We start from the raw sequence: 22,015 nt of genomic DNA, 5'->3' as shown, positions 1-22,015 counted from the left end.
CAGTGTACGCGCCGGGCGCGCTCTGCTCAGCGCGGCGCGGGCGCGGCGTCTTGCATGCGGCGCATGGGTGTGGCCACGGCGGCCAGGGCCGCGAGCACGATGAGCGCGCCGCCGCTGGCCGTGAACAGCTGGCCCGGCGTCACGGCACGCAGCAGCCACCCGGTGGCGGCCGCCGCCACGGGCTGCAGGCCCATGAAGATGAACATGAACAGGCCCATGGTGCGGCCCAGCAGCATGGGTGGCACGCGCTGCTGGATCCAGGTGAACACGCTGACCTGCATGAAACCGCCCAGCAGGCCCACGGCTCCCATGAGCAGCGCGCCCTGCCATGTGGTCGCGATGTGGCCCAGCGGCATGATGAGCAGGCCGATGGCGGCATCGACGGCCAGCAGCGTGGTGCCCAGGCTGCCCAGCCGCAGGCGCGGCAGCATCCCCGAGGCCACCATGCCCGCCAGCGTGCCCGCGCCGTGCGCGCCCACCAGCGTGCCGAAGGCGGCGGCGCCCAGCTGTGGTGCGTCGTGGGCCATCACGGGCAGTGCGATGTGGATGGGCCCCAGCACGAGCACTGCGAGCAGCCCCCAATAGAGAAAGCAGGTGCGCAGCGGGCGGTCGGCCCAGACATGGGTCAGGCCCTGCGCTACGGCCGCGAGCACGGCGCCCGAGGCGGTTGTGCCGCCCGGCGCGACAGGGGCGTGCAGGCGCACGCGGGCGAGCATCCAGGCCGATATCGCGAAGCTCAGCGCATCGAGGCCGAAGGCCAGCCCGATGCCCGTGCGCCCGGCACGCTGTGCGCCGGCATCGCCGAAGCCCGCGATTAGCAGGCCCGCGAGCAGCGGCCCGAGGAACATGCCGATCTGGCGCAACCCCATGCCGATGCTGTTGGCCGCGTGCAGGTGGGCGCGCTCCACCACACGGGGCGTAATGGAGGTGGCCGCGGGAAAGCCGAAGGCGCTCGAGATGCCGATGGCCAGCGACAGCGCATACAGGGCCCACAGCGGGCAGTGGCCGCTGAGCACCAGTGTGGCCAATGTGCCAAGCAGTACGGTGTTCGCATACCGCGTGAGCAGCAGTACGCGCAGCGGCGAATGCCGGTCCACGATGGCGCCGCCCACGAGGATGAACACCGCACGCGGCACGCTCATGAGGGCCAGCACCGTGCCGAGCACGCGCGTGTCGCCCGTCATCTGCAGCACCAGCCAGGGCATGGCGATCAGCGAAAACTGGTCGCCGAGCATGGACAGCGCGGAACTGGCCGTGAGCCAGCGGAAGTTGCGGTCGCTCAGGAGCGTGCCGCCCGGAGGGGATGAGGGAGTCTTGTCGGCTTGCATGGGAGCCGACTGTGGGGCCTCACGTTGCGTGAGGGTCAAGTGCGTTGTCGTGGCTTTGCACGAAGGCGAGGCCGGACAGCAGATAGGCGCGCACCGGCGTGCTCAGTGGCGAGCCCGCCTGCAGCAGCGGCTCGCTGGCCGTCGCGGCGAGCAGTTTGCGCCGCAGCTGCGGGTCGTGGCGGGTCAGGGTGTCGAACAGCGCGCTCCAGCGCAGGGCGGCGGCCATGGCCTCGCTGCTGTGCGGCGGCAGGCGCCGCTCCATCAGCTGCAGCACGTCGCGCTCCAGCGCGGCCCACTGCGTGTGGGGCACATGGCCGAGACGGCGCAGGTCCGCGCGGTCGAGGTATTTGGACAGCAGGCCCATGCGCAACGCGATGGCGGCCTCGATGAAGGCGATCATGTCGCCCGACGGTGCGTGGTTGCGTCCCTGCGTGCTGGGCTCGGTGCGGAACATGTGGCCCCAGCGCTCCAGCAGGTCCAGGTCGCCGTCCATCCAGTACAGCATGAGTGCCATCCAGCGGTAGGCAAGGGCCTGGACCTCGGGGGTATCGATGGGCAGCTGGCGGTCCATGGCATCGTGCACGAGACGGCGGACCGCAAGCCAGTCGGCCTCGATGCGCTGCCAGTTCTCGAAGATGCGCTTGAGCTCCGCGGCGCTGAAGTACTTGCCGTAGGTGGTCATCAGCGCCAGGGTTTCGAGCCAGTTGCCCATGTCGGGCTCGGCACCGGCCACCAGCCCGTCGCGCAGCAGGGCAAGGCGCGCACGCAGCTCGGTGGCCTGGGTAATCTGCTGGTCCAGCGCACGGATTTGCTGCGCGATGATGCGTTCGGGCTCCACGCCATCGCCGGCCAGCAGACCGGCGATGTCGGCCAGCGCCAGGCCCAGGTGGCGCAGCGTCTGGATGCCGTGCAGCCGCTGCACGTCGGCCTGGCTGTAGAGGCGGTAGCCCGCCGCGGAGCGGCCCGAGGGGGCTAGCAGGCCGATGTCGTCGTAGTGGTGCAGCGTGCGCACCGTGAGGCCGGTGCGCCGCGCAAGATCACCGACCCGCAGCATCCTGACCTGTCCCCATCATGTCCTTCAGCGGCGCACGGAGATCAGCTCGATCTCGAAGTTCAGCGTGGCATTGGGTGGAATCACGCCGCCCGCGCCGCGCTCGCCATAGGCGATGCCGGGCGGGCAGGTCAGCTTGGCCTTGCCGCCGGGTTGCATGCGCTGCACGCCTTCGGTCCAGCAGGGAATCACGCGGTTCAGCGGGAACTCGGTGGGCTGGCCGCGCTTGTAGGAGCTGTCGAACTCCTTGCCGTCGAGGAAGGTGCCCTTGTAATGCACCTTGACGGTGTCGGTGGCCTTGGGCGCATCGCCGCTGCCTTCCTTGAGCGATTCATAGACCAGGCCGCTGGCGGTGGTGACTGGCTTGGCGGGTTGCTGGGCGTGGACCAGGGGGGCGGCCAGCAGGCAGATCAGCAGGGCTTGGGCGAAAGGGCGCACGGTGTTCCTCGGTGGATGAAAGGGGCAGTGTACGTGGCCCTCACCCCCGCTGCGCCTTGAGCAGATCCGCCACCAGGAACGCCAGTTCCAGGCTTTGAGAGCCGTTCAAGCGGGGGTCGCAGGCGGTGGTGTAGCGGGTTTGCAACTGCTCGTCGGTCAGGTTCTGGCCGCCGCCCCGGCATTCGGTGACGTCCTGGCCGGTCAGCTCCACATGCAGGCCGCCAGCCACGGTGCCCTCCTGGGCATGGGCAGCAAAGAACTCGCGCACCTCCTGCACCACCTTGGCAAAGTCGCGTGTCTTGACGCCCTGTGCGGTGGTGGTGGTGTTGCCGTGCATGGGGTCGCAGCTCCAGACCACGGGGTGGCCGCTGGCCTTCACGGCGGCCAGCAGCGGCGGCAGCTTGGCGGGCAACTGGCCGGCGCCCATGCGGGTGATGAGCACCACGCGGCCGGGCTCGCGCGCGGGGTCGAGTGCTTGCAGCAGGGCCAGTACGTCTTCGGCGCTGGCGCCGGGGCCGATCTTGACGCCGACCGGGTTGGCGATGCCGCGCAGGTATTCGATGTGCGCGCCGTCCAGTTGGCGCGTGCGCTCGCCCAGCCACAGCATGTGGGCCGATGCGCCAAACCAGTCGGCCTGCCGTGTGGTGCCTGCGAGCGGGGCTTCGCGCCGCGTCAGTGCTTCCTCGTAGGGCAGGAGCAAGGCCTCGTGCGAGGTGTAGAAGGCCACCTCGCGCAGCTGCGGCGTGTTGTCGGAGGTGAAGCCACAGGCGGCCATGAAGCCCAGGGTTTCGCTGATGCGGTCGGCCAGTTCCTGGTAGCGCTGGCCCTGGGGGCTGGCGCGCACGAAGTCCGCCGTCCAGCCGTGCAACTGGTGCAGGTCGGCAAAGCCGCCCTGGGCCAGGGCGCGCAGCAGGTTGAGCGTGGCGGCGCTGGCCGAGTAGGCGCGCAGCAGGCGCTCGGGCTGGGGCGCACGCTCGGCGGCGCTGAAGCCTGCGCCGTTGACGATGTCGCCCCGGTAGCTGGGCAGGGTCACGCTACCCTGGGTTTCGGTGTCGGCCGAGCGCGGCTTGGCGTATTGCCCGGCGATGCGTCCCACCTTGACCACCGGGCGCGCGGCGCCATAGGTCAGCACCACAGCCATCTGCAGCATCACGCGGAAGGTTTCGCGCGCGGCCTCGCCATCCAGCGTGTCAAAGCTCTCGGCGCAGTCGCCGCCCTGCAGCAGAAAGGCACGGCCCGCGGCCACTTCGGCCAGTTGGGCACGCAGGGCCTGTACCTCACCGGCAAAGATCAGGGGGGGGAACTGGCGCAACTGGGCGCAGGCCGCATCCAACGCCTGCGGGTCCGGGTAGTCGGGCATCTGGCGCACAGGGCGCGTGCGCCAGCTGTCGGGCTGCCAGGCGGGCGATGGGGATGGTGCGGGTGGAGGAGGAGTGGTGCGCATGGGACAGGGGCGGGTGTGCAACGCGGCGGATAGAAGGAAGCGCCTTCTTTCGCCTGCTTGTCAATGATAGAGCGGCGGCGCGTTGCCAGCCTGCGGCCACTGTCGCCCCCGCCGCCGTGGCCGGGGCCACGGCGGCTGGAGCCTGGGGTCAGGCCAGTTCGCCCACCGGCACGCAGCTGCAAAACAGGTTGCGGTCGCCATAGACGTTGTCCACGCGGCCCACGGGGCTCCAGTACTTGGATTGGCGCAGCGCGGCCACGGGGTAGGCGGCGGCCTCGCGCGTGTAGGGGCGGCTCCATTCGCCGGCGAGCAGGCTCTCGGCCGTGTGCGGCGCGTTCTTGAGCGGGTTGTTGTCCTGGGGCAGGGCGCCGCTTTCGATCTGGCGGATTTCGTCCCGGATGGCGATCATCGCGTCGATGAAGCGGTCCAGCTCGAACAGCGTCTCGCTCTCGGTCGGCTCCACCATCAGCGTGTTGGGCACGGGGAAGGACAGCGTGGGCGCGTGGAAGCCGTAGTCGATCAGGCGCTTGGCCACATCCTCGGCCATTACGCCGCTGGTCTCCTTCAGGCCGCGCAGGTCCAGGATGCACTCGTGTGCCACATGGCCGTTGGCGCTGGCGTACAGCGTGGGGTAGTGGTCCTTGAGGCGCGCGCTGATGTAGTTGGCGCTGAGGATAGCCGTCTCGGTAGCGGCCTTCAGGCCCTCTGCCCCCATCATGCGGATATACATCCAGCTGATGGGCAAAACGGCCGCATTGCCCAAGGGTGCTGCGCTGACAGCTCCTACTTTGGAAGCAACCCCGCCCGTGGCATGGCCGGGCAGATAGGGCACCAGGTCTTCCACCACGCACACCGGGCCCACGCCGGGGCCGCCGCCGCCGTGCGGAATGCAGAAGGTCTTGTGCAGGTTCAGGTGGCTCACGTCGCCGCCGAATTCGCCGGGCGCGGCCACGCCCACCAGGGCGTTCATGTTGGCGCCGTCCACGTAGACGCGGCCGCCGTGGCGGTGCACGAGCTGGCACAGCTCCTTGACCTGCGTCTCGAACACGCCGTGCGTGCTCGGGTAGGTGATCATCACGCAGGCGAGGTTGGCGCTGTGCTGCTCACACTTGGCCTGCAGGTCGGCCAGGTCCACGTTGCCGTTGGCGTCGCATTGGGTCACCACCACCTGCATGCCCACCATCTGCGCGCTGGCGGGGTTGGTGCCGTGCGCGCTGCTGGGGATCAGGCAGATGTTGCGGTGGCCCTCGCCACGCGCCTGGTGGTAGGCCTGGATGGCCAGCAGGCCGGCGTACTCGCCCTGGCTGCCGGCGTTGGGCTGCAGGCTGATGCCGGCGTAGCCCGTGGCCTGGCACAGCCAGGCGCGCAGCTGCTCGTCGAGCAGGCGGTAGCCCTCCAGCTGATCGGCTGGCGCGAAGGGGTGCACCTGGGCGAACTCGGGCCAGGTGATGGGGATCATCTCGCTTGTGGCGTTGAGCTTCATGGTGCACGAGCCCAGCGGGATCATGCTGCGATCCAGCGCTAGGTCCTTGTCGGACAGCTGGCGGATGTAGCGCAGCATGCCGGTTTCGGAGTGGTGGGTGTTGAACACCGGGTGGGTCAGGAAGGCGCTGGTGCGCGCGAGGGTCTCGGGGATCAGCGAGGGGGCGCCGGCGTCCATGGCCTCGATGGTGGGCAGCGGCTGGCCGTCCCGGGCAAAGACCTTCCACAGCAGTTCGATGTCGGCGCGGGTCGTGGTCTCGTCCAGCGAGATGCACAGGTACTCATTCCAGGCTTTTCGCAGGTTTGCGCCCACCTGTACTGCGCGAGCAGCTATTGAATCAGTAGCATCCTTGGTGTGCAGGCTGAGGGTGTCGAAGGCCGTGCCATGGTGGCGGCTGGCAAAGCCCAGTTGCGCCAGGCCCCGGCTCAGGATGGCCGTGAAGCGTGCCACGCGGCGGGCGATGCGCGTCAGGCCTTCGGGGCCGTGGTACACGGCGTACATGCTGGCGATCACCGCCGGCAGCACCTGGGCCGTGCAGATGTTGCTGGTGGCCTTTTCGCGGCGGATGTGCTGCTCGCGCGTCTGCAGCGCCAGGCGGTAGGCGGGCTTGCCGTGCACGTCCACGCTCACGCCTACCAGGCGGCCGGGCAGGCTGCGCTTGAACTCGTCGCGGCAGGCCATGAAGGCCGCATGCGGGCCGCCCGCGCCCATGGGCATGCCGAAGCGCTGGGTGGAGCCCACCACGATGTCGGCTCCCCATTCGCCGGGGGCCTTCAGCAGCGTGAGCGCCAGCAGGTCGGTGGCGACGATGGCGGCGGCCTGCTTGGCGTGGATGGCTTGCACGTCGGCCTGCCAGTCCTGCACCCAGCCGCTGCTGGCGGGGTACTGGATGAGGGCGGCAAAGAAATCGCCGGCCAGTGCGGCCTCCCATTCCTGCGCCGAGTTCGCCACCACCACGGTGATGCCGATCGGCGCGGCGCGGGTTTGGATGACCTCGATGGTCTGCGGATGCGCGTCGCCAGCGACCACGAAGACATTGCTCTTGGACTTGACCGAGCGCTTGGCCAGCGTCATGGCTTCGGCGGCGGCCGTGGCCTCGTCGAGCATGGAGGCGTTGGCGATGGGCATGGCCGTCAGGTCGCAGACCATGGTCTGGAAGTTGACCAGCGCCTCCATGCGGCCCTGGCTGATCTCGGCTTGGTACGGCGTGTAGGCCGTGTACCAGGCGGGGTTCTCCAGGATGTTGCGAAGGATCACGCCCGGCGTGTGCGTGCCGTAATAGCCCTGGCCGATGAAGCTCTTGAGCACCCGGTTCTTGCCCGCCAGCGCCTTCAGTTCGGCCAGCGCGGCCGCCTCGGTGGTGGAGGGCGGCAGGTCCATGTCTTGGCTGCGCGCGATGGAGCGCGGGACGATGGAGTCGATCAGGCTGCGGCGCGAGGCCTCGCCAATCACGGACAGCATGTGGGCCTCGTCGGCGGCGTCGATGCCGATGTGGCGGGGCAGGAATTCAGCGGCGTTTTCGAGCGCAGCAAGGGGCAGGGGGGAGGGCATCTGCATGGCGAGGGATCAGTCTCAAGTGCGATGGGGCGTGAGTGGGGCGCCGCACGGTGGTGTGCGGCGCCGCTGCTGCATCAGGCGTTCTGGGCGAAGGCCGTGTAGGCCGTCTCGTCCATCAGGCCGGCCAGCTGGCCAGCGTCGCTGAGCTTGACCTTGAAGAACCAGCCGGCACCCAGGGGGTCGGTGTTGGCGAGCGACGGGTCGGCGCGCAGGGCCTCGTTGACCTCGACGATCTCGCCCGACACGGGCATGTAGACGTCGGCCGCGGCCTTCACCGACTCGACCACGCCGGCCACGTCGCCCTGGGCGAAGCTGGCGCCCACGGCGGGCAGGTCCACGAACACCACGTCGCCCAGCGCGTCCTGCGCGTGGACGGTGATGCCCACGACCGCGGCGGTCGTATCGGCGGCGTTGATCCATTCATGGTCTTTGGAAAACTGGATGCTCATGGGGGCTCCGGGAAATAGATGGGATTGACAGGGGTTGTTGAGAATGGTCAGCCCGCACTGTAGCCGGGCTGATGGGCCAGCGGCGGCTTCAGCCGCGGTAGTAGCGCGTAGGCACGAACGGCGTGGCTGCCACCTCCATGGGCACGGCCTTGCCGCGCACCATGGCGTTCACGCGCGTGCCCATGGCGGCGAAGGCCGGCGCCACGTACGCCAGGGCGATGGGCTTGTCGGCGCTGGGGCCGAGCAGGCCGCTGGTGACTTCGCCGATGCGCTCGCCGGCCTCGCTGTGCAGCTCGGTGTGTTCGCGCACGGGCACGCGCTCCAGCGCCACCAGAGCCACGCGCTTGCGTTGAAGGCTGGCCGGGTTGTCGATCTGGGCCAGCACCTTGTCGGCCCCGGGAAAGCCGCCGGCGCGCGCGCCGCCGGTGCGGCGCACCTTCTGGATGGCCCAGTTGAGCGCGGCTTCGGGGGGCGTGGTGGTTGTGTCGATGTCGTTGCCATAGAGGCACAGGCCGGCCTCCAGGCGCAGCGAGTTGCGCGCGCCCAGTCCGACGGGCTGGACCTCGGGCTGAGCCAGCAGCGTTCGCGCCAGATGCTCGGCCTGCGCGGCGGGCACGGAAATCTCGAAGCCGTCCTCGCCGGTGTAGCCGCTGCGGGTAACAAAGCAGGAGGCGCCGGCAAGGTCGAAGCTGCCGCCCGTCATGAAGACCAGTTGGCTCACGCCGGGCGCCAGGCGCGCAAGCACCGCCGCCGCCTGCGGGCCCTGCAACGCCAGCAGAGCCTGATCCGGCAGGGGAACGACCTGGCAAAGGTGGCCGATGCGGGCCTGGATATGGGCGATGTCGCCCACCTTGCAGGCGCCGTTGACGATGACGAACAGCTCGTCCTGCGCCACGCGGAAAAACATCAGGTCGTCGATGATGCCGCCCTCGTCGTTCAGCAGCAGGCCGTAGCGCTGCTTGCCCACGGGCAGGTCGATCACGTCCACGGGCATCAGGCTCTCGAAGGCGGCCGCGGCGTCCGGACCGACCAGGCGCAACTGCCCCATGTGGGAGACGTCGAACAGGCCGGCGGCCGTGCGCGTGTGGTGGTGCTCTGCCATCAGGCCGGCGGGGTACTGCACGGGCATGGAATAGCCGGCAAAGGGCACCATGCGGGCACCGAGTTCCAGGTGCAGGGCGTTGAGCGGCGTGGTCAGCAGGGGGGCAGCAGTGGCAGGGGCGGACACGGTGTTTCTCCAGGGCAAATAGAAACCGCGGCTGGCCCGAAGGGGCACCAGCCAAGGAATTTGCCCCGCTGTCCGCTTTACCTGAGAGATTCACCCCGCACCTTCCGGGCGTGGGGGTTTGCTCCTTCGGTGGACGGCCCGCGCATGGCGCGTGGCCGCCTCTCTCCAGCAAGGGAAACGCCCGCATCCCTGCGGGCGTGTCGTCAGTCCTTTTGCCTGAGCGTTCGGCTGCTGCCTGCGCCTTCGGCGGCCCGCACGCATGGCGCGCGGGCTCTCTCCTGACGAATCCGCGCAGTATAGCGGGCGGTCGGATGCCGACGGACGCATGGCATATGCATAGACGCAAAGGCCATGAGGCGCTTCCTATACTTTTGCGCCATTCCGGGCTTTTCCCGGTGTCGGGAGGCCGGTTGTGGTTCGTTTTTCTTCGATGACTGTGCGCCGATGGGCGCGTTCACTGTTCACCGTTTTGCAGGAGGTCGCATGAGCCATTCTGCGTTGACGCTGGGCGACACGCTGGCCTGGCCAGCCCGCTATCTGCCGCGCAAGGAGGCGTTGGTCGTCTCCGACGGTGAGGGGCGGCGCGCCTGGACCTACGCCGAACTGGATGCCGAGGTCAACCGCCATGCCCGCGGCCTGCAGTCGTTGGGCGTGGAGCGCGGGGACGTGGTGGCGGCGTTTCTGTACAACACGCCGGCTTTCGTGTTCACGCTGCTGGCCTCGGCGCGCCTGGGCGCGGTCTTCAACCCGATCAACTACCGCCTGGCGCCGCAGGAGCTGGCGTTCATCCTGCAGGACGGCGGAGCCAAGGTACTGGTGTTCGAGGGCGAGGGTTCGCAGGTGGTGGAGAAGGCCCGCGCGCTGGCCGGGCAGGTGCAGCACTGGATTTATGCGGACCCCGGCGCAGCACCCGCGTTTGCCACGGCGCGCCTGGATGCACTGGCGAAGGCCCAGGCGGCCACGCCCGTGGATGTGGTGGTGGATGAACACGACCCCTGCATCCTTATGTACACCAGCGGCACCACGGGCCGTCCCAAGGGCGTGTTGCACACCCATCGCAGCAAGCTGGCGCACAACGCGATGATGCACCAGGTGATGCAGTTCCGCCGCGAGGATGTGGGCCTGGCACTGGCGCCGCTGAACCACACGGCGGAGCTGCACACCAGCTTTCTGCCGCGCCTGCAGGTTGGCGCCACGCAGGTGCTGCAGCGCCGCTTTGACGCGGCCGACGCGCTACGTTTGATGGAGCAGGAGAAGGTCAGCTTCTTCTTCGCGGCACCGACCATGATCACCATGCTGCTGAACGATCCGTCGCTGGAGGGGCGGGACCTGTCCTCCCTGCGGCTGGTGGAGTACGGCGGCGCTTCCATGGCGCCGCACCTGATCCGCGAATGGTCGCGTCGGGTCGGCTCGGGCCTGGTGCAGGTGTTCGGCACCACGGAGATGGGGCCTTGCATGTCGGTGCTGTATCCCCATGAGCAGCTCAGCCACGCGGGATCGGCGGGGCTGCCGTCGCTCAACCATGATCTGGTGGTGGCACGGCTGCGCGGCGATGCGCAGCCTACGGACCCATCCGAGCCCTGTGCAACCGGAGAGGTGGGCGAGATTCTGGTGCGCGGCCCCTGCATGATGGCCGGCTACCTGAACCGCCCCGAGGCCAACGCCAAGGCGCTGGCCCATGGCTGGTACCACACGGGAGACCTGGGGCACCTGGATGCCGATGGCTACCTGTGGATTCGCGACCGCATCGACTACATGATCAATTCCGGCGCGGAAAACGTGTACCCGCGCGAGGTGGAGGATGCGCTGATCGAGCACCCCGATGTGCTGGAGGTGGCGGTGGTAGGGGAGCGGGACGAGCGTTGGGGGCAGGTGGTGGTCGCCCACGTGGTGGCGCGCCAGGGAGCGCAACTGGAGCCGCAGGCGCTGGATGCGTTCCTGCTGCAGGGGGAGCGGCTCGCTGGCTACAAGCGGCCCCGGCGCTACCACTTGGCGGAGAGCCTGCCCAAGACCACCAGCGGCAAGATCCAGAAGCACCTGCTGCGGCAGGCCGCGTGAGGCTTCGGCGGCAGAGCCCGGGCAGCGCATGGCTGGCCGGGCTCTGCCGCTCACCTGGCGTACACCAGATCGCGCAGGAACAGCGAGATGGACGGCACGTAGGTGATGACCAGCAGGCATGCCAGGATCAGGCAGACAAAGGGCAGCAGGTGGCCGACGATGCGGTCCAGCGAGATGCGCGCCACCGTGCATGCGGCGAACAGGTTCACGCCGAAGGGCGGTGTGATCATGCCCAGCGCCAGGTTCACCACCATGATCAGGCCGAAGTGCACCGGGTCCACGCCGAAGTGCATCGCCACCGGCGCAAGAATGGGGGCGAGCACGATGATGGCGGCGCTGGTCTCGATGAACATGCCGATCATGAACAGCGCGGCATTCACGCCCAGCAGGAACAGCGCGGGCGACTGCAGTACCTCTTGCAGCCAGCGGCCGATGGCGTCCGGCACGCCGGCGCGCGTGATGAGAAAGGCGAACAGGCCGGCGTTGGCAATGATGAACATGATCACCGCCGACGAGATCGCCGACTTGCGCAGAATGGCGTACAGGTCTTTGATCCTGATCTCGCGGTAGATCAGCATGCCCACCACCAGCGCGTAGAACACGGCCACGGCCGAGGCCTCGGTGGGCGTGAACACGCCGCCGTAGATGCCGCCCAGGATGATGACGGGCATGAGCAGCGCCCAGCCGGCCTGCAACAGCGCCTTGCCGAACGGCATGCGGCCGTCGCCATCGGCCTTGCCCCAGCCCTTGTACTTGCAGTACGCCCACACGAACAGCATCAGCGCGCCGCTGATGAGCAGGCCGGGCCCGAAACCGGCAATGAACAGCTCGCCGATCGACACCTCGGCGGACACGCCGTACAGGATCAGGGGAATCGATGGCGGAATGATCACGCCCAGCTCGGCGCTCGTGGCCTGCAGCGCGGCCGCGTAGCTCTTGGGGTAGCCGTGCTTGATGAGCGCGGGAATCAGGATGGCGCCGATGGCGAAGGTGGTCGCCACCGACGAGCCCGACACCGCCGCGAAGATCATGCAGGTGAGCACGCAGGTCATGGGCAGGCCGCCCTGCACGCCGCCCACCAGGCTCTTGGCGAACTCGACCAGCCGCCGCGAGATGCCGCCCGTCTCCATCAGGTTGCCCGCCAGGATGAAGAAGGGAATGGCCGCCAGCGGAAACTTGTTGATCGACGCGAACATCTCCTTCACGGAGATCAGCATGTTGGCGTTGGACGCCTGTATGCCCAGGATGGCGGACAGGCCGATGGAGACGGCCACGGAGATGGTGAGCGCGAAGCACAGCACCATGGTGGAGATCATCACCGCGGTCATAACGTAGCCCCCACGCTCGGCATTTCATGTCCTCGCTGCCCCCCGAGGGGGCCGTTCGCTTGCTTGAGGCGGCTCTGTGCTGTGCTCATTGCGCGGTCTCCAGTTCATGGCGCTGCGGGTCGATCAGGTTGCCCACGATCCCGAAGACGCTGAACAGCCCGCCCACGGGCATGGCCAGGTAGGCCCAGAACATCGAGACCGACTCCAGCCCCGCCATGGATTGCACGCCGCCGCGGCGCGCATAGTCCCAGCCCCACCAGATGATCACGCCGATGAGGGCCAGCGCGGCCAGGCACACCGCCCAGTCGAGCACGCGGCGCAGTGCCGGCGGGCTCCAGCGGTAGAGCACGTCCACGCTGACCATGGCGCCCTGGCGGAAGGCCATGGGGATGGCCAGAAACACCATCCAGATCAGGCTGAAGCGGATCAGGACCTCGGTCCATTCGGCGGGCTCTTCGAAGACGAAGCGCATCAGGATCTGGAACATGCCCAGCGTGGCGGCCAGGGCCAGCATGGCGCAGGCGCCCCACATGGCGACGGCGGTGCTCCAGCGCTCGCAGGAGAGAAGAAAGAATTTCATGCGTGGTATCCGTTAGATGCTCAATGAAAAACGCCCGTGGCGCATGATCCACGGGCGCTGATAGCTATGAAATTAAAAGCAAGAGAGGCATGGGGCAGGGCATTGCCGGCATGCCGCCCCGCTCACTTGAAGTTGCGGATCTTGTCGAGGTTGGCCTTGCCGAACTCTTTCTCGAACTGCGCATTCACGGGCGTCAGCGCCGCGACGAACTTGGACTTGTCCAGGTCGTCGATCACCGTCATGCCCTTGGCGCGCAGGTCGGCCACGCCCTTGGCGTCGTCCTCGTCCACGCGGGCGCGGTTGGCCTTGGCGCCTTCCTTGGCGGCGTCGATGAAGGCCTGCTTGTCGGCGGCCGACAGCTTGTCGAAGGTGGCCTTGTTCATCACGAAGATGCAGGGCGAATACACGTGGCCGGTGAGCGAGAGATGCTTTTGCACCTGGTCGAACTTGGCCGAGATGATCACGGGCAGCGGGTTCTCCTGCCCGTCCACCGTGCCCTGCTGCAGGGCGGTGAACACCTCGGGGAAGGCCATGGGCGTGGTGATGATGCCAAAGCCTTTGTAGGCGGCGATGTGCACCGGGTTCTCCATGGTGCGCATCTTCAGGCCCTTGAGGTCGCCGGGCTCCTTCACATCGCGCTTGCTGTTGGTCATGTGGCGAAAGCCGTTCTCGGCCCAGGCCAGGGCCTTGAAGCCCTTGGCATCGAACTTGGTGAGCATTTCCTGGCCGATGGTGCCGTCGAGCACGGCGCGCGCATGGGCCTTGTCGCGGAACAGGAAAGGCACGTCCAGGATCTTGGTCTCGGGCACGAAATTGGGGATGGGGCCGGTGGAGCTGAAGGCCAGCTCCTGCGTGCCCAACTGCACCGCTTCGATGGATTCGCGCTCGCCGCCCAGGGCGCCGTTGTAGAAGGTCTGGACCTTGTAGCGGCCGCCCGTGCGCTTTTCCACTTCCTTCGCGAAGGTGTCGATGGCCACGCCCTGGTGAGAATTCTGTGCCACCGAGATGCTGATGCGCATGGTGGTCTGTGCGTAAGCCGTTGCGGTGATGCCCAATGCCAAGCCCAGGCCCAGCGCAAGTTTGTTCAGCTGCATGTTGTCTCCTGTATGTCTGCGGGTGCTGCCAAAAATTATGGCAATGCAACATGACCCAGGTCATCGGGGTTTGTGCTGGGACGCAGAGAAGGAGAGGGGCGGCGCGTGGTGCCTTGCCAAGCCCCGGCCCGGCGGTAACCGGGCGGGGTCTCGTCAATGTCGTGCACTCCGGTAAGAGCGCCTTGATGGAGAGAGTATGCGCGCCAGGCCGTGGATGAATTTCCTGAATTTCTTGTTATTCGCGATGTTTCCGGCAAAATTTTCTGCTGATCTACGTATTTGTGAATAATGTCGCGAATGGATCGCCTAGACAGAAAAATTCTCTCCGTCCTGCAGGCCGATGCGCGCGCCAGCCTGCAGGAGATCGGTGCGGCCGTCGGCCTGAGCCCCTCGCCATGCTGGGGGCGCATCAAGAAGATGGAGGAGGCCGGCGTGATTGAGGGCTACACGGTGCGCCTGAACCCCCTGGCGCTGGACCTGGGCGACACGGTGCTGGTGCAGGTGACGCTGGACAGCCATTCCGACAACACGCTGGAAAAGTTCGGCGAGGTGCTGGCCAGCATTCCCGAGGTGGTGGAGGCGCACCTGGTCTCGGGCGACTACGACTATCTGCTGCGCGTGGTGGTGAAGGACACGCGCGACTACGAGCGCCTGCTGCGCGAGAAGCTCTACAAGATCAAGGGCATACGCCACAGTCGCTCCAGCTTCGTGCTGCGCACGCTCAAGAAGGCGGACCTGCCCCTGGGGGTTTGAAGCAAAAATAGCTGCCAGCGCCCATGGGTAGGGTGCAAGCAGCTATTAATTCAGGAGCAATGCGGGCAGGCGTCAGCCGAGCAGCAGGGCGTCGTCGGAGAGCTTTTCGCCGCGCACCTTCTCGAACATCTGCAGCAGGTCGGGCACGTCCATGCGCTGGCGCTCCGCGCCCGACACGTCCAGCACCACCTGGCCCTGGTGCAGCATCACCGTGCGCTGGCCCACGTCCAGGGCCTGGCGCATGCTGTGCGTGACCATCATGGTCGTGAGCTGGTTCTCGGCCACGATGCGGGCCGTGAGCTGAAGCACGAAGTCGGCCGTGCGCGGGTCGAGCGCGGCGGTGTGCTCGTCCAGCAGCAGGATGCGCGAGGGCTGCAGCGCCGCCATCAGCAGGCTCACGGCCTGGCGCTGGCCGCCCGAGAGTAGGCCGATGCGGTCGGTAAGGCGGTTTTCCAGTCCCAGGCCCAGCGTGGACAGGCGCGAGCGGAACATCTCGCGCTCGGAATGCTTCACGGCGCCGCGCAGGCTGCGGCGCGTGCCGCGCTGCTGGGCCAGGGCCATGTTCTCTTCGATGGTCAGGTCTTCGCAGGTGCCGGCCATGGGGTCCTGGAACACGCGGGCCACGCGCTGGGCGCGTGCCCAGACGGGTTGGCGCGTCACGTCCTGACCGTCGATGGAGATGCGGCCGGTGTCCACGCCCAGGTCGCCGGAGATGGCGTTCAGGAAGGTGGACTTGCCCGCGCCGTTGGAGCCGATGACGGTGACGAACTGGCCCGCCGGAATGTCCAGCGACATGCCGCGCAGCGCGCGGGTTTCGATGGGCGTGCCGGGGTTGAAGGTGATGTGGAGGTCTTGTGCGCTCAGCATGGTGGGATTTCCTTCAGCGGCCGCGGGCGGCCAGCTTGCGCTTGAGCTGCGGGATGACGAGCGCGATGGTCACGAGCACGGCGGTGACCAGGTTCAGGTCCTGGGCCTTGAGGCCGATGAAGTCGCTGTTGAGCGCCAGAGCGATGAAGAAGCGGTAGACGATGGCGCCGATGATCACCGCCAGCGTGGCCAGCACCAGGCGGCGCGAGGGCAGGATGCTCTCGCCCACGATCACGGCGGCCAGGCCGATGACGATGGTGCCAATGCCCATGGAGATGTCGGAGCCGCCCTGCGTCTGCGCAAACAGCGCGCCGGCCAGCGCCACGAGCGCGTTGGACACGGCCATGCCCAGCAGCACCATGGCGCCGGTGTTGATGCCCTGCGCGCGCGCCATGCGGGCGTTGGAGCCGGTGGCGCGAATCGCCAGGCCGCGCTCGGTGGAGAAGAACCAGTCCATGAACAGCTTGGCGATGACCACGATCACCAGCAGGAGGAGCGGGCGCGACCAATAGTCTTCCAGGCCCGGCGGCTGCAGCAGGCTGAACAGCGTTTCGTCGTTGATCAGCGGCACGTTGGGGCCGCCCATGATGCGCAGGTTGATGGAGTACAGCGCGATCATCATCAGGATGGAGGCCAGCAGATCCATGATCTTCAGGCGCACGTTGAGCCAGCCCGTGATGACGCCGGCGACGGCACCGGCGGCGGTGGCGGCCACCGTGGCCACATAGGGGTTGTGGCCCGTGGAGATCAGGATGGCGCAGACGGCGCCGCCGAGGGGGAAGCTGCCGTCCACTGTCAGATCGGGAAAGCGCAGCAGCCTGAAAGAGATGAAGACGCCCAGCGCGACCAAGCTGAAGATCAGGCCGATCTCAATGGCGCCGAGCAGGGAAAAGAGTGACATGGACAGGCGGCGGTTGAAAAAACAAGGCAGGAGCCATGGTGCCATGGCCCCTGCCGATTTGCCATCGGCATAACCGCGCGGGCGGTCATGCCCCGAAGTCGGTTATTGAATCACCTGGCTGGCGGACTTCACCAGCGCGTCGGAGAGCTTCACGCCCTGCTTCTCGGCGGCGCCGGGATTCACGAACAGCTCCATCTTGGTGCTGATCTCGGGCTTGATGTCGCCGGGCTTCTCGCCCTTGAGGATGCGCACCACCATGCGGCCGGTCTGCTCGCCCAGGTCGCGGTAGTTGATGCCCAGGGCGGCGATGGCGCCGCGCTTGACGCTGTCGGTGTCGGAGGCCACCAGCGGCAGCTTGGCTTCCTGGCCGACCTTCACCAGCGCCTCATAGGCCGAGACCACGTTGTTGTCGGTGTTGGTGTAGATCACGTCCACCTTGCCGATCAGGCTGCGCGCGGCGCTGCCCACGTCCACCGAGCGGGGGGCGGAGGCTTCCACCAGCGTCATGCCCATCTTGGGCAGCAGTTCCTTGAGCTCCTTGATCACCACCACCGAGTTGGCCTCGCCGGGGTTGTAGACCATGCCCACGCGCTTGGCGCCGGGAACGACCTGCTTGACCAGGTCCATCTGCTTGTCCAGCGCCAGCAGGTCGGACACGCCGGTCACGTTGGTCTTGGAGGGCTCCCAGTTCTTCACGAGCTTGGCGGCCACGGGGTCGGTCACGGCGGAGAACACCACGGGCACGCTCTTGGTGGAGGCCACCACGGCCTGGGCCGATGGCGTGGCGATGGCCACGATGGCGTCCGGCTTGTCACCGACGAACTTGCGCGCGATCTGCGCGGCGGTGCCGGTATTGCCCTGGGCGCTTTGGTATTGCCACTTGAGGTTCTTTCCCTCCTCGTAGCCGGCCGCCTGCAGCTGGGCCTTCACGCCATCACGAATGGAATCCAGCGCCGGGTGCTCCACGATGGCGGTCACGGCCACAGACTTCTGCTCGGCGTGCACCACGGGGGCAAAGGCGGCCATGGCCAGGGCGATTGCGCCCAGGGGCGCCCAAGACAAGCTCTTCATTTCGGTTCATTCTCCATTGAACAGACGGTGGTGTTCCTGTGTCTTTTATACAAGGCCGGCGCAGGAACACGCAGCAGCCTTGGGCGGAAGTCTACAGGCTGTGCCACGGCCACACAGGCAGCGCCGTGAAAAAAGGAAGGGCCCGCGCCGCGTGCCGCGCGGGTGGTCACTGACGGAGCGGGGCGTGTGCCGGGTTTCAATGAAAAAGGCCTCTGACGCTTTATGGGTAATCGTGAGTAGCTATGAATAGCATAGCAATTCGGTGCGACGGCGCAACGCAAAAAGGGGCCCCGGGGCCCCTCATGCCAATGCGGCCGGCGCAGGGGGGGTACTTTCCCCAGCCTGCGCGCCGGCTTACATGCCGGAGTAGTTCGGGCCGCCGCCGCCTTCGGGCGTGACCCAGACGATGTTCTGCGTCGGGTCCTTGATGTCGCAGGTCTTGCAGTGCACGCAGTTCTGCGCGTTGATCTGCAGGCGCTGCGCGCTACCGCCCTGGGCCTCGTCGGGCACGAACTCGTACACGCCGGCGGGGCAGTAGCGGCTTTCGGGACCGGCGAACCTGGCCAGGTTCACGTTCACGGGCACGCTGGCGTCCTTGAGCGTCAGGTGCGCGGGCTGGTTCTCGGCATGGTTGGTGTTGCTGATGAACACGCTGGAGAGGCGGTCGAAGGTCAGCTTGCCATCGGGCTTGGGGTAGACGATGGGCTTGCACTCGGCCGCGGGCTTGAGGTAGGCGTGGTCGGGCTTGTCGCGGTGCAGGGTCCATGGAATATGGCCCTTGAGCACGAATTGCTCGATGCCGTTCATCACCGTGGCCGTGACCAGGCCCTTCTTGAACCAGGCCTTGAAGTTGCGGGCCTTGTTCAGCTCGGTGAACAGCCAGCTGCCCTCGAAGGCCTTGGGGTAGCTGCTCAGCTCGTCGTGCTGGCGGCCGGCCACCAGCGCGTCGTAGGCGGCTTCGGCGGCCAGCATGCCGGTCTTGATGGCGGCGTGGCTGCCCTTGATGCGGCTCACGTTCAGGAAGCCCGCGTCACAGCCCACCAGCGCACCGCCCGGGAACACGAGCTTGGGCAGGCTCATCAGGCCGCCGGCCGTGATGGCGCGCGCGCCATAGCCCAGGCGCTTGGCGGGCTTGATGCCCTTGGACTCGTCGCCCTCCAGGTACCAGCGGATGTTGGGGTGGGTCTTCCAGCGCTGGAACTCCTCGAAGGGGCTCAGGTAGGGGTTGCTGTAGTCCAGGCCCGTGATGAAGCCCAGCGTGACCTTGTTGTCCTCCAGGTGGTAGAGGAAGGCGCCGCCGTAGGTGTTGTTGTCCATGGGCCAGCCGGCGGTGTGCAGCACGAAGCCGGGTTGGTGGCGCTTGGGGTCGATCTCCCACAGCTCCTTGATGCCGAGGCCGTAGGTCTGCGGGTCGCGGTCTTCGTCGAGCCGGTAGCGCGCGATGACCTGCTTGCCCAGGTGGCCGCGGGCGCCCTCGGCAAAGATGGTGTATTTTGCGTGCAGCTCCATGCCCAGCTGGAAGTCGCCCGTGGGCTCGCCTTCCTTGCTGATGCCCATGTTGCCGGTGGCCACGCCCTTGACGGAGCCGTCCTCGTTGTAGAGCACCTCGGCGGCGGCGAAGCCGGGGAAGATCTCCACGCCCAGGCTTTCGGCCTGCTCGGCCAGCCAGCGCACCACGTTGCCCAGGCTGACGATGTAGTTGCCGTGGTTCTGGAAGCACTGGGGCAGCACGAAGTTGGGCGTGCGAAAGGACGACTTCTCGCCCAGGAAGACCATGGCGTCGTCGGTGACGGGCTGGTTCAGCGGTGCGCCCTTGGCCTTCCAGTCGGGGATCAGTTCGGTGAGTGCGCGCGGGTCCATGATGGCGCCCGAGAGAATGTGTGCGCCGGGCTCGGAGCCCTTTTCCAGCACGACGACCGACACGTCCTGGCCCTTTTCGGCCGCCAGCTGCTTGAGGCGGATGGCAGTGGCCAGCCCGCCCGGGCCGCCGCCGACGATCACCACGTCGTATTCCATGGCTTCTCGGGGGCCGTACTGGGCAAGAATTTCGTCGTTCGTCATGGGTGTCTCTTCTGCTTGGATCATGGGAAAACGGGAGGCAGGGCAGCCGCTGGCTGGTGCGCTACTGGCGGCCGATTGTATGCACGCGGCCAGGGGCGAATCGTACGGTCGTTCCTTTCCTGCCGGGGCGTGGCCGTGTCGCCAAGGGCGCAGGCCGGCGGCTCAGGCGGCCGGCGTCAGCTCCAGACGGGCCTCGAAGCCGCGGCCCTCTCCAGGCAGCGGCGAGGTCAGCACCAGCCGCGCATCGTGCTTCTCGGCAATGGTGCCGACGATGGACAGGCCCAGCCCATAGCCCGTGCGGTCGGCGCTCTGGCGCACATGGCGCTGGCGCAGGGTGTCCAGGCGGTCGCTGCCCACGCCGGGGCCGTGGTCGCGCACGGTCAGCGTGCAGCCCGGCCCCACGATGAGTTCCACCGTGCTGGCGCCGGAATAGTTCAGCGAGTTCTCCACCAGGTTGCGCAGCGCAATGGCCAGGGCGTCGAAGTCCCCCTGGGCCACCGGCGCGGCGCCCTCCTGCGCCATCACCAGATCGAGCCGGTCCACCGCGCGTTCCTCCTGCCAGAACTCCTGCGCCACGGTGGTGGCCAGTTGCGCCAGGTCCACGGGGTGGCGGGCGAGGGGGGCGCTGGATTCCGCGCGCGACAGCTGCAGCAGCTTTTCGGTGCGCTGGCTCAGCGTCTGCAGCGCGGTGACGGCGGCCTGCACGTCGGCACGGCTTGGGCCGTGCTCCAGCGCCGTCTGCAGCCGCAGGCGGGCCACGGTGAGCGGCGTGCGCAGCTCGTGCGCGGCATTGGCCGCGAGAGCGCGCTCCACGTCGAGCGCCAGGGCCAGGCGCTCCAGCAGGCGGTTCACGTGGTCTTCCACGCTGCGCAGTTCGCGCGGCAGGTCGGGCAGGGCGATGGGGTTCAGCAGCTGCCCGTTGCGCTGGCTGATCTCGTGCGACAGCGTGTCCAGCACCAGCAGCTCGCGGCGGGCAATGCGCCTCAGCAGCAGCGCCAGCAGCGGCAGCATGGCGACCATGGTGATGATGAGGCCGAACAGGGTGCGGTTCACGGCCTCGCGGCGTTCATACAGGGGGTCGGCCACCTGCATGTAAATGGCGCGTGTCGGATGGCGCAGCGTGTAGACACGCCAGGCGTGGGTGTTCTCGAAGCCGGGCGCCAGGGGCACGTCGAACTGTTCGGCCGTGGCGTCGGCGGAACGCGCCAGCACGCGGGAGTCGGGGGTCACCAATTGGTAGAGCACGTCCGCGTCGGCGAAGGAGCCGGGGGTGGGCAGGATGAATGGGCCTTGCGCCGCACTGCGCGGTTCGGCCGCGTCCAGGTGGTCCAGCGCAATGTCGAACATGCGGTGCGACACCTCGACGATCTCGTTGTCGAAGTTGAAGTTGATCTCCCGGTCGGTGAACCAGACCACGCCGATCACGCACAGCAGCCATACCGCGCCCACCCAGAGGATGAGGGCGCGCGCGAGCCGCCCGGCCAGGGTCTGGGCCTGCAGCGGGATTGGCAGGACGCCTGGTGGGGTCATGGCGCCGCCCCCCCGGCGGGGCGGTGTACCAGCCGGTAGCCCATGCCGCGCAGGGTTTCGATGTGCTCGCGCCCCAGCTTGCGGCGCAGCCGGCTGATGAAGACCTCCAGCGTGTTGCTGTCGGCCTCGTCGTCGAACCCGTACAGGGCATCCTGCAGGCTCTCGCGCGTGTGGACGCGCTCGGGGCGTGTGGCCATGACGCGCAGCAGCGCCCACTCCTTCTGGGTCAGCGCGATGGGCACGCCCGCGCGGCGCACCTGCTCGCGCGACAGGTCGATCTGCAGGTCGCCCAGCGTCAGCACCGGCACGTAGGCCGCATCGCGGCGCCGCTCGACGGCGCGCAGGCGCGCCAGCAGCTCGCCCGGGTCATAGGGCTTGACGAGGTAGTCGTCGGCGCCGGCATCCAGCCCGTGGATGCGGTCGCTGACCTGGTCGCGCGCGGTCAGCACGATGACGATGGGCCGCTCCTTGAGCGCGCGCACCTGCGGCAGCAGGGCGAGCCCGTCGCCGTCCGTCAGGTGCAGGTCCAGCAGCACCGCCGCGTACTGGGCGGCATGCAGCGCGGCGCTGGCCTGGGCCAGGCTGGGCACGGCATCCACCACGAAGGCCTTGGCGCGCAGATAGCTGCATACGGCCTCGGAAAGGGCTACGTCGTCTTCCACCAGCAGCACACGCATGCAGATTCCCAATGGGTTGTGAGGCTGGAAAGTGTAGGGCGTGGCGGCGCCGGTGTTCATGGAGTGTTCAGGCCAGGGGCCTAGTCTGCGGCCCTTGTTCCATGCTCTTGCGCGGCC

At 67.7% G+C, this 22,015-nt stretch carries 18 protein-coding genes and 2 riboswitches; of the genes, 2 read left to right on the top strand and 16 right to left on the bottom strand.

Features of this window, described 5'->3' with window-relative positions:
• Window positions 1-26 precede the first annotated feature (26 nt).
• The 7 genes from BP68_RS02105 to gcvT all read right to left on the bottom strand — a co-directional run bounded on the left by BP68_RS02105 (window position 27) and on the right by gcvT (window position 8,978).
• A complete protein-coding gene (locus BP68_RS02105; protein WP_496368602.1) occupies window positions 27-1,328 on the bottom strand; it encodes an MFS transporter in 1,302 nt (433 codons plus the stop codon).
• 19 nt (window positions 1,329-1,347) lie between these two features.
• Window positions 1,348-2,382 (bottom strand): MerR family transcriptional regulator, encoded by a 1,035-nt coding sequence (locus BP68_RS02100; RefSeq protein WP_496368600.1) that lies wholly within the window; start codon window positions 2,380-2,382, stop codon window positions 1,348-1,350.
• Between the two features lie 24 nt (window positions 2,383-2,406).
• Window positions 2,407-2,817, bottom strand: coding sequence for an FKBP-type peptidyl-prolyl cis-trans isomerase (locus tag BP68_RS02095; RefSeq protein ID WP_496368598.1), 411 nt, complete (start codon window positions 2,815-2,817; stop codon window positions 2,407-2,409).
• Between the two features lie 40 nt (window positions 2,818-2,857).
• The gene (locus BP68_RS02090) at window positions 2,858-4,261 is read right to left on the bottom strand and encodes a class II 3-deoxy-7-phosphoheptulonate synthase (RefSeq protein WP_496368596.1); all 1,404 of its coding nucleotides are present in this window, start codon (window positions 4,259-4,261) and stop codon (window positions 2,858-2,860) included.
• Between the two features lie 148 nt (window positions 4,262-4,409).
• Window positions 4,410-7,301, bottom strand: a complete 2,892-nt coding sequence (gcvP, locus tag BP68_RS02085) for an aminomethyl-transferring glycine dehydrogenase (protein WP_496368594.1) — start codon at window positions 7,299-7,301, stop codon at window positions 4,410-4,412.
• Between the two features lie 74 nt (window positions 7,302-7,375).
• Complete coding sequence (gcvH, locus tag BP68_RS02080) at window positions 7,376-7,750, bottom strand: glycine cleavage system protein GcvH (RefSeq protein ID WP_496368592.1); 375 nt, start codon at window positions 7,748-7,750, stop codon at window positions 7,376-7,378.
• Window positions 7,751-7,838: 88 nt separating this feature from the next.
• Entirely contained in the window at window positions 7,839-8,978 is a 1,140-nt protein-coding gene (gcvT, locus tag BP68_RS02075; RefSeq protein WP_496368590.1) for a glycine cleavage system aminomethyltransferase GcvT, read from the bottom strand.
• A 58-nt stretch (window positions 8,979-9,036) separates the two neighbouring features.
• Window positions 9,037-9,157, bottom strand: a riboswitch (glycine riboswitch).
• Between the two features lie 15 nt (window positions 9,158-9,172).
• Window positions 9,173-9,269, bottom strand: a riboswitch (glycine riboswitch).
• A gap of 192 nt (window positions 9,270-9,461) precedes the next feature.
• Here gcvT and BP68_RS02070 point away from each other — a divergent pair.
• Window positions 9,462-11,036 (top strand): fatty acid--CoA ligase, encoded by a 1,575-nt coding sequence (locus BP68_RS02070; protein ID WP_496368588.1) that lies wholly within the window; start codon window positions 9,462-9,464, stop codon window positions 11,034-11,036.
• 50 nt (window positions 11,037-11,086) lie between these two features.
• On the opposite strand, the gene BP68_RS02065 is transcribed toward BP68_RS02070, so the two are convergent.
• The 3 genes from BP68_RS02065 to BP68_RS02055 all read right to left on the bottom strand — a co-directional run bounded on the left by BP68_RS02065 (window position 11,087) and on the right by BP68_RS02055 (window position 14,038).
• Entirely contained in the window at window positions 11,087-12,364 is a 1,278-nt protein-coding gene (locus BP68_RS02065) for a TRAP transporter large permease (RefSeq protein ID WP_496368586.1), read from the bottom strand.
• Window positions 12,365-12,449: 85 nt separating this feature from the next.
• Complete coding sequence (locus tag BP68_RS02060; protein ID WP_496368584.1) at window positions 12,450-12,944, bottom strand: TRAP transporter small permease; 495 nt, start codon at window positions 12,942-12,944, stop codon at window positions 12,450-12,452.
• A gap of 122 nt (window positions 12,945-13,066) precedes the next feature.
• A complete protein-coding gene (locus BP68_RS02055; protein WP_496368582.1) occupies window positions 13,067-14,038 on the bottom strand; it encodes a TRAP transporter substrate-binding protein in 972 nt (323 codons plus the stop codon).
• Window positions 14,039-14,335: 297 nt separating this feature from the next.
• Between BP68_RS02055 and BP68_RS02050 the strand changes: the two genes are divergently transcribed.
• On the top strand, window positions 14,336-14,791 hold the full coding sequence (locus BP68_RS02050; protein ID WP_496368580.1) for an Lrp/AsnC family transcriptional regulator: 456 nt from the start codon (window positions 14,336-14,338) through the stop codon (window positions 14,789-14,791).
• Between the two features lie 72 nt (window positions 14,792-14,863).
• Here the strand turns inward: BP68_RS02050 and BP68_RS02045 are convergent, their stop codons facing one another.
• From BP68_RS02045 to BP68_RS02020, 6 genes are all read right to left on the bottom strand, one after another.
• Window positions 14,864-15,658: an ABC transporter ATP-binding protein gene (locus BP68_RS02045; protein WP_496368578.1), complete on the bottom strand. Its 795-nt coding sequence runs from the start codon at window positions 15,656-15,658 to the stop codon at window positions 14,864-14,866.
• Window positions 15,659-15,671: 13 nt separating this feature from the next.
• On the bottom strand, window positions 15,672-16,559 hold the full coding sequence (locus BP68_RS02040) for an ABC transporter permease (RefSeq protein ID WP_496368576.1): 888 nt from the start codon (window positions 16,557-16,559) through the stop codon (window positions 15,672-15,674).
• Between the two features lie 102 nt (window positions 16,560-16,661).
• Entirely contained in the window at window positions 16,662-17,630 is a 969-nt protein-coding gene (locus BP68_RS02035) for an ABC transporter substrate-binding protein (protein ID WP_496368574.1), read from the bottom strand.
• 354 nt (window positions 17,631-17,984) lie between these two features.
• A complete protein-coding gene (locus BP68_RS02030) occupies window positions 17,985-19,691 on the bottom strand; it encodes an electron transfer flavoprotein-ubiquinone oxidoreductase (protein WP_496368572.1) in 1,707 nt (568 codons plus the stop codon).
• Between the two features lie 162 nt (window positions 19,692-19,853).
• Window positions 19,854-21,221, bottom strand: coding sequence for a sensor histidine kinase (locus BP68_RS02025; RefSeq protein WP_496368570.1), 1,368 nt, complete (start codon window positions 21,219-21,221; stop codon window positions 19,854-19,856).
• A complete protein-coding gene (locus tag BP68_RS02020) occupies window positions 21,218-21,898 on the bottom strand; it encodes a response regulator (protein ID WP_496368568.1) in 681 nt (226 codons plus the stop codon). The genes BP68_RS02025 and BP68_RS02020 overlap by 4 nt, the downstream gene beginning before the upstream one ends.
• Between the last annotated feature and the right edge of the window lie 117 nt (window positions 21,899-22,015).

Source organism: Diaphorobacter oryzae DSM 22780, assembly GCF_059568935.1.
Note: the sequence above shows the minus strand (reverse complement) of the source record. Positions and strands in the feature narration are given on the sequence as shown.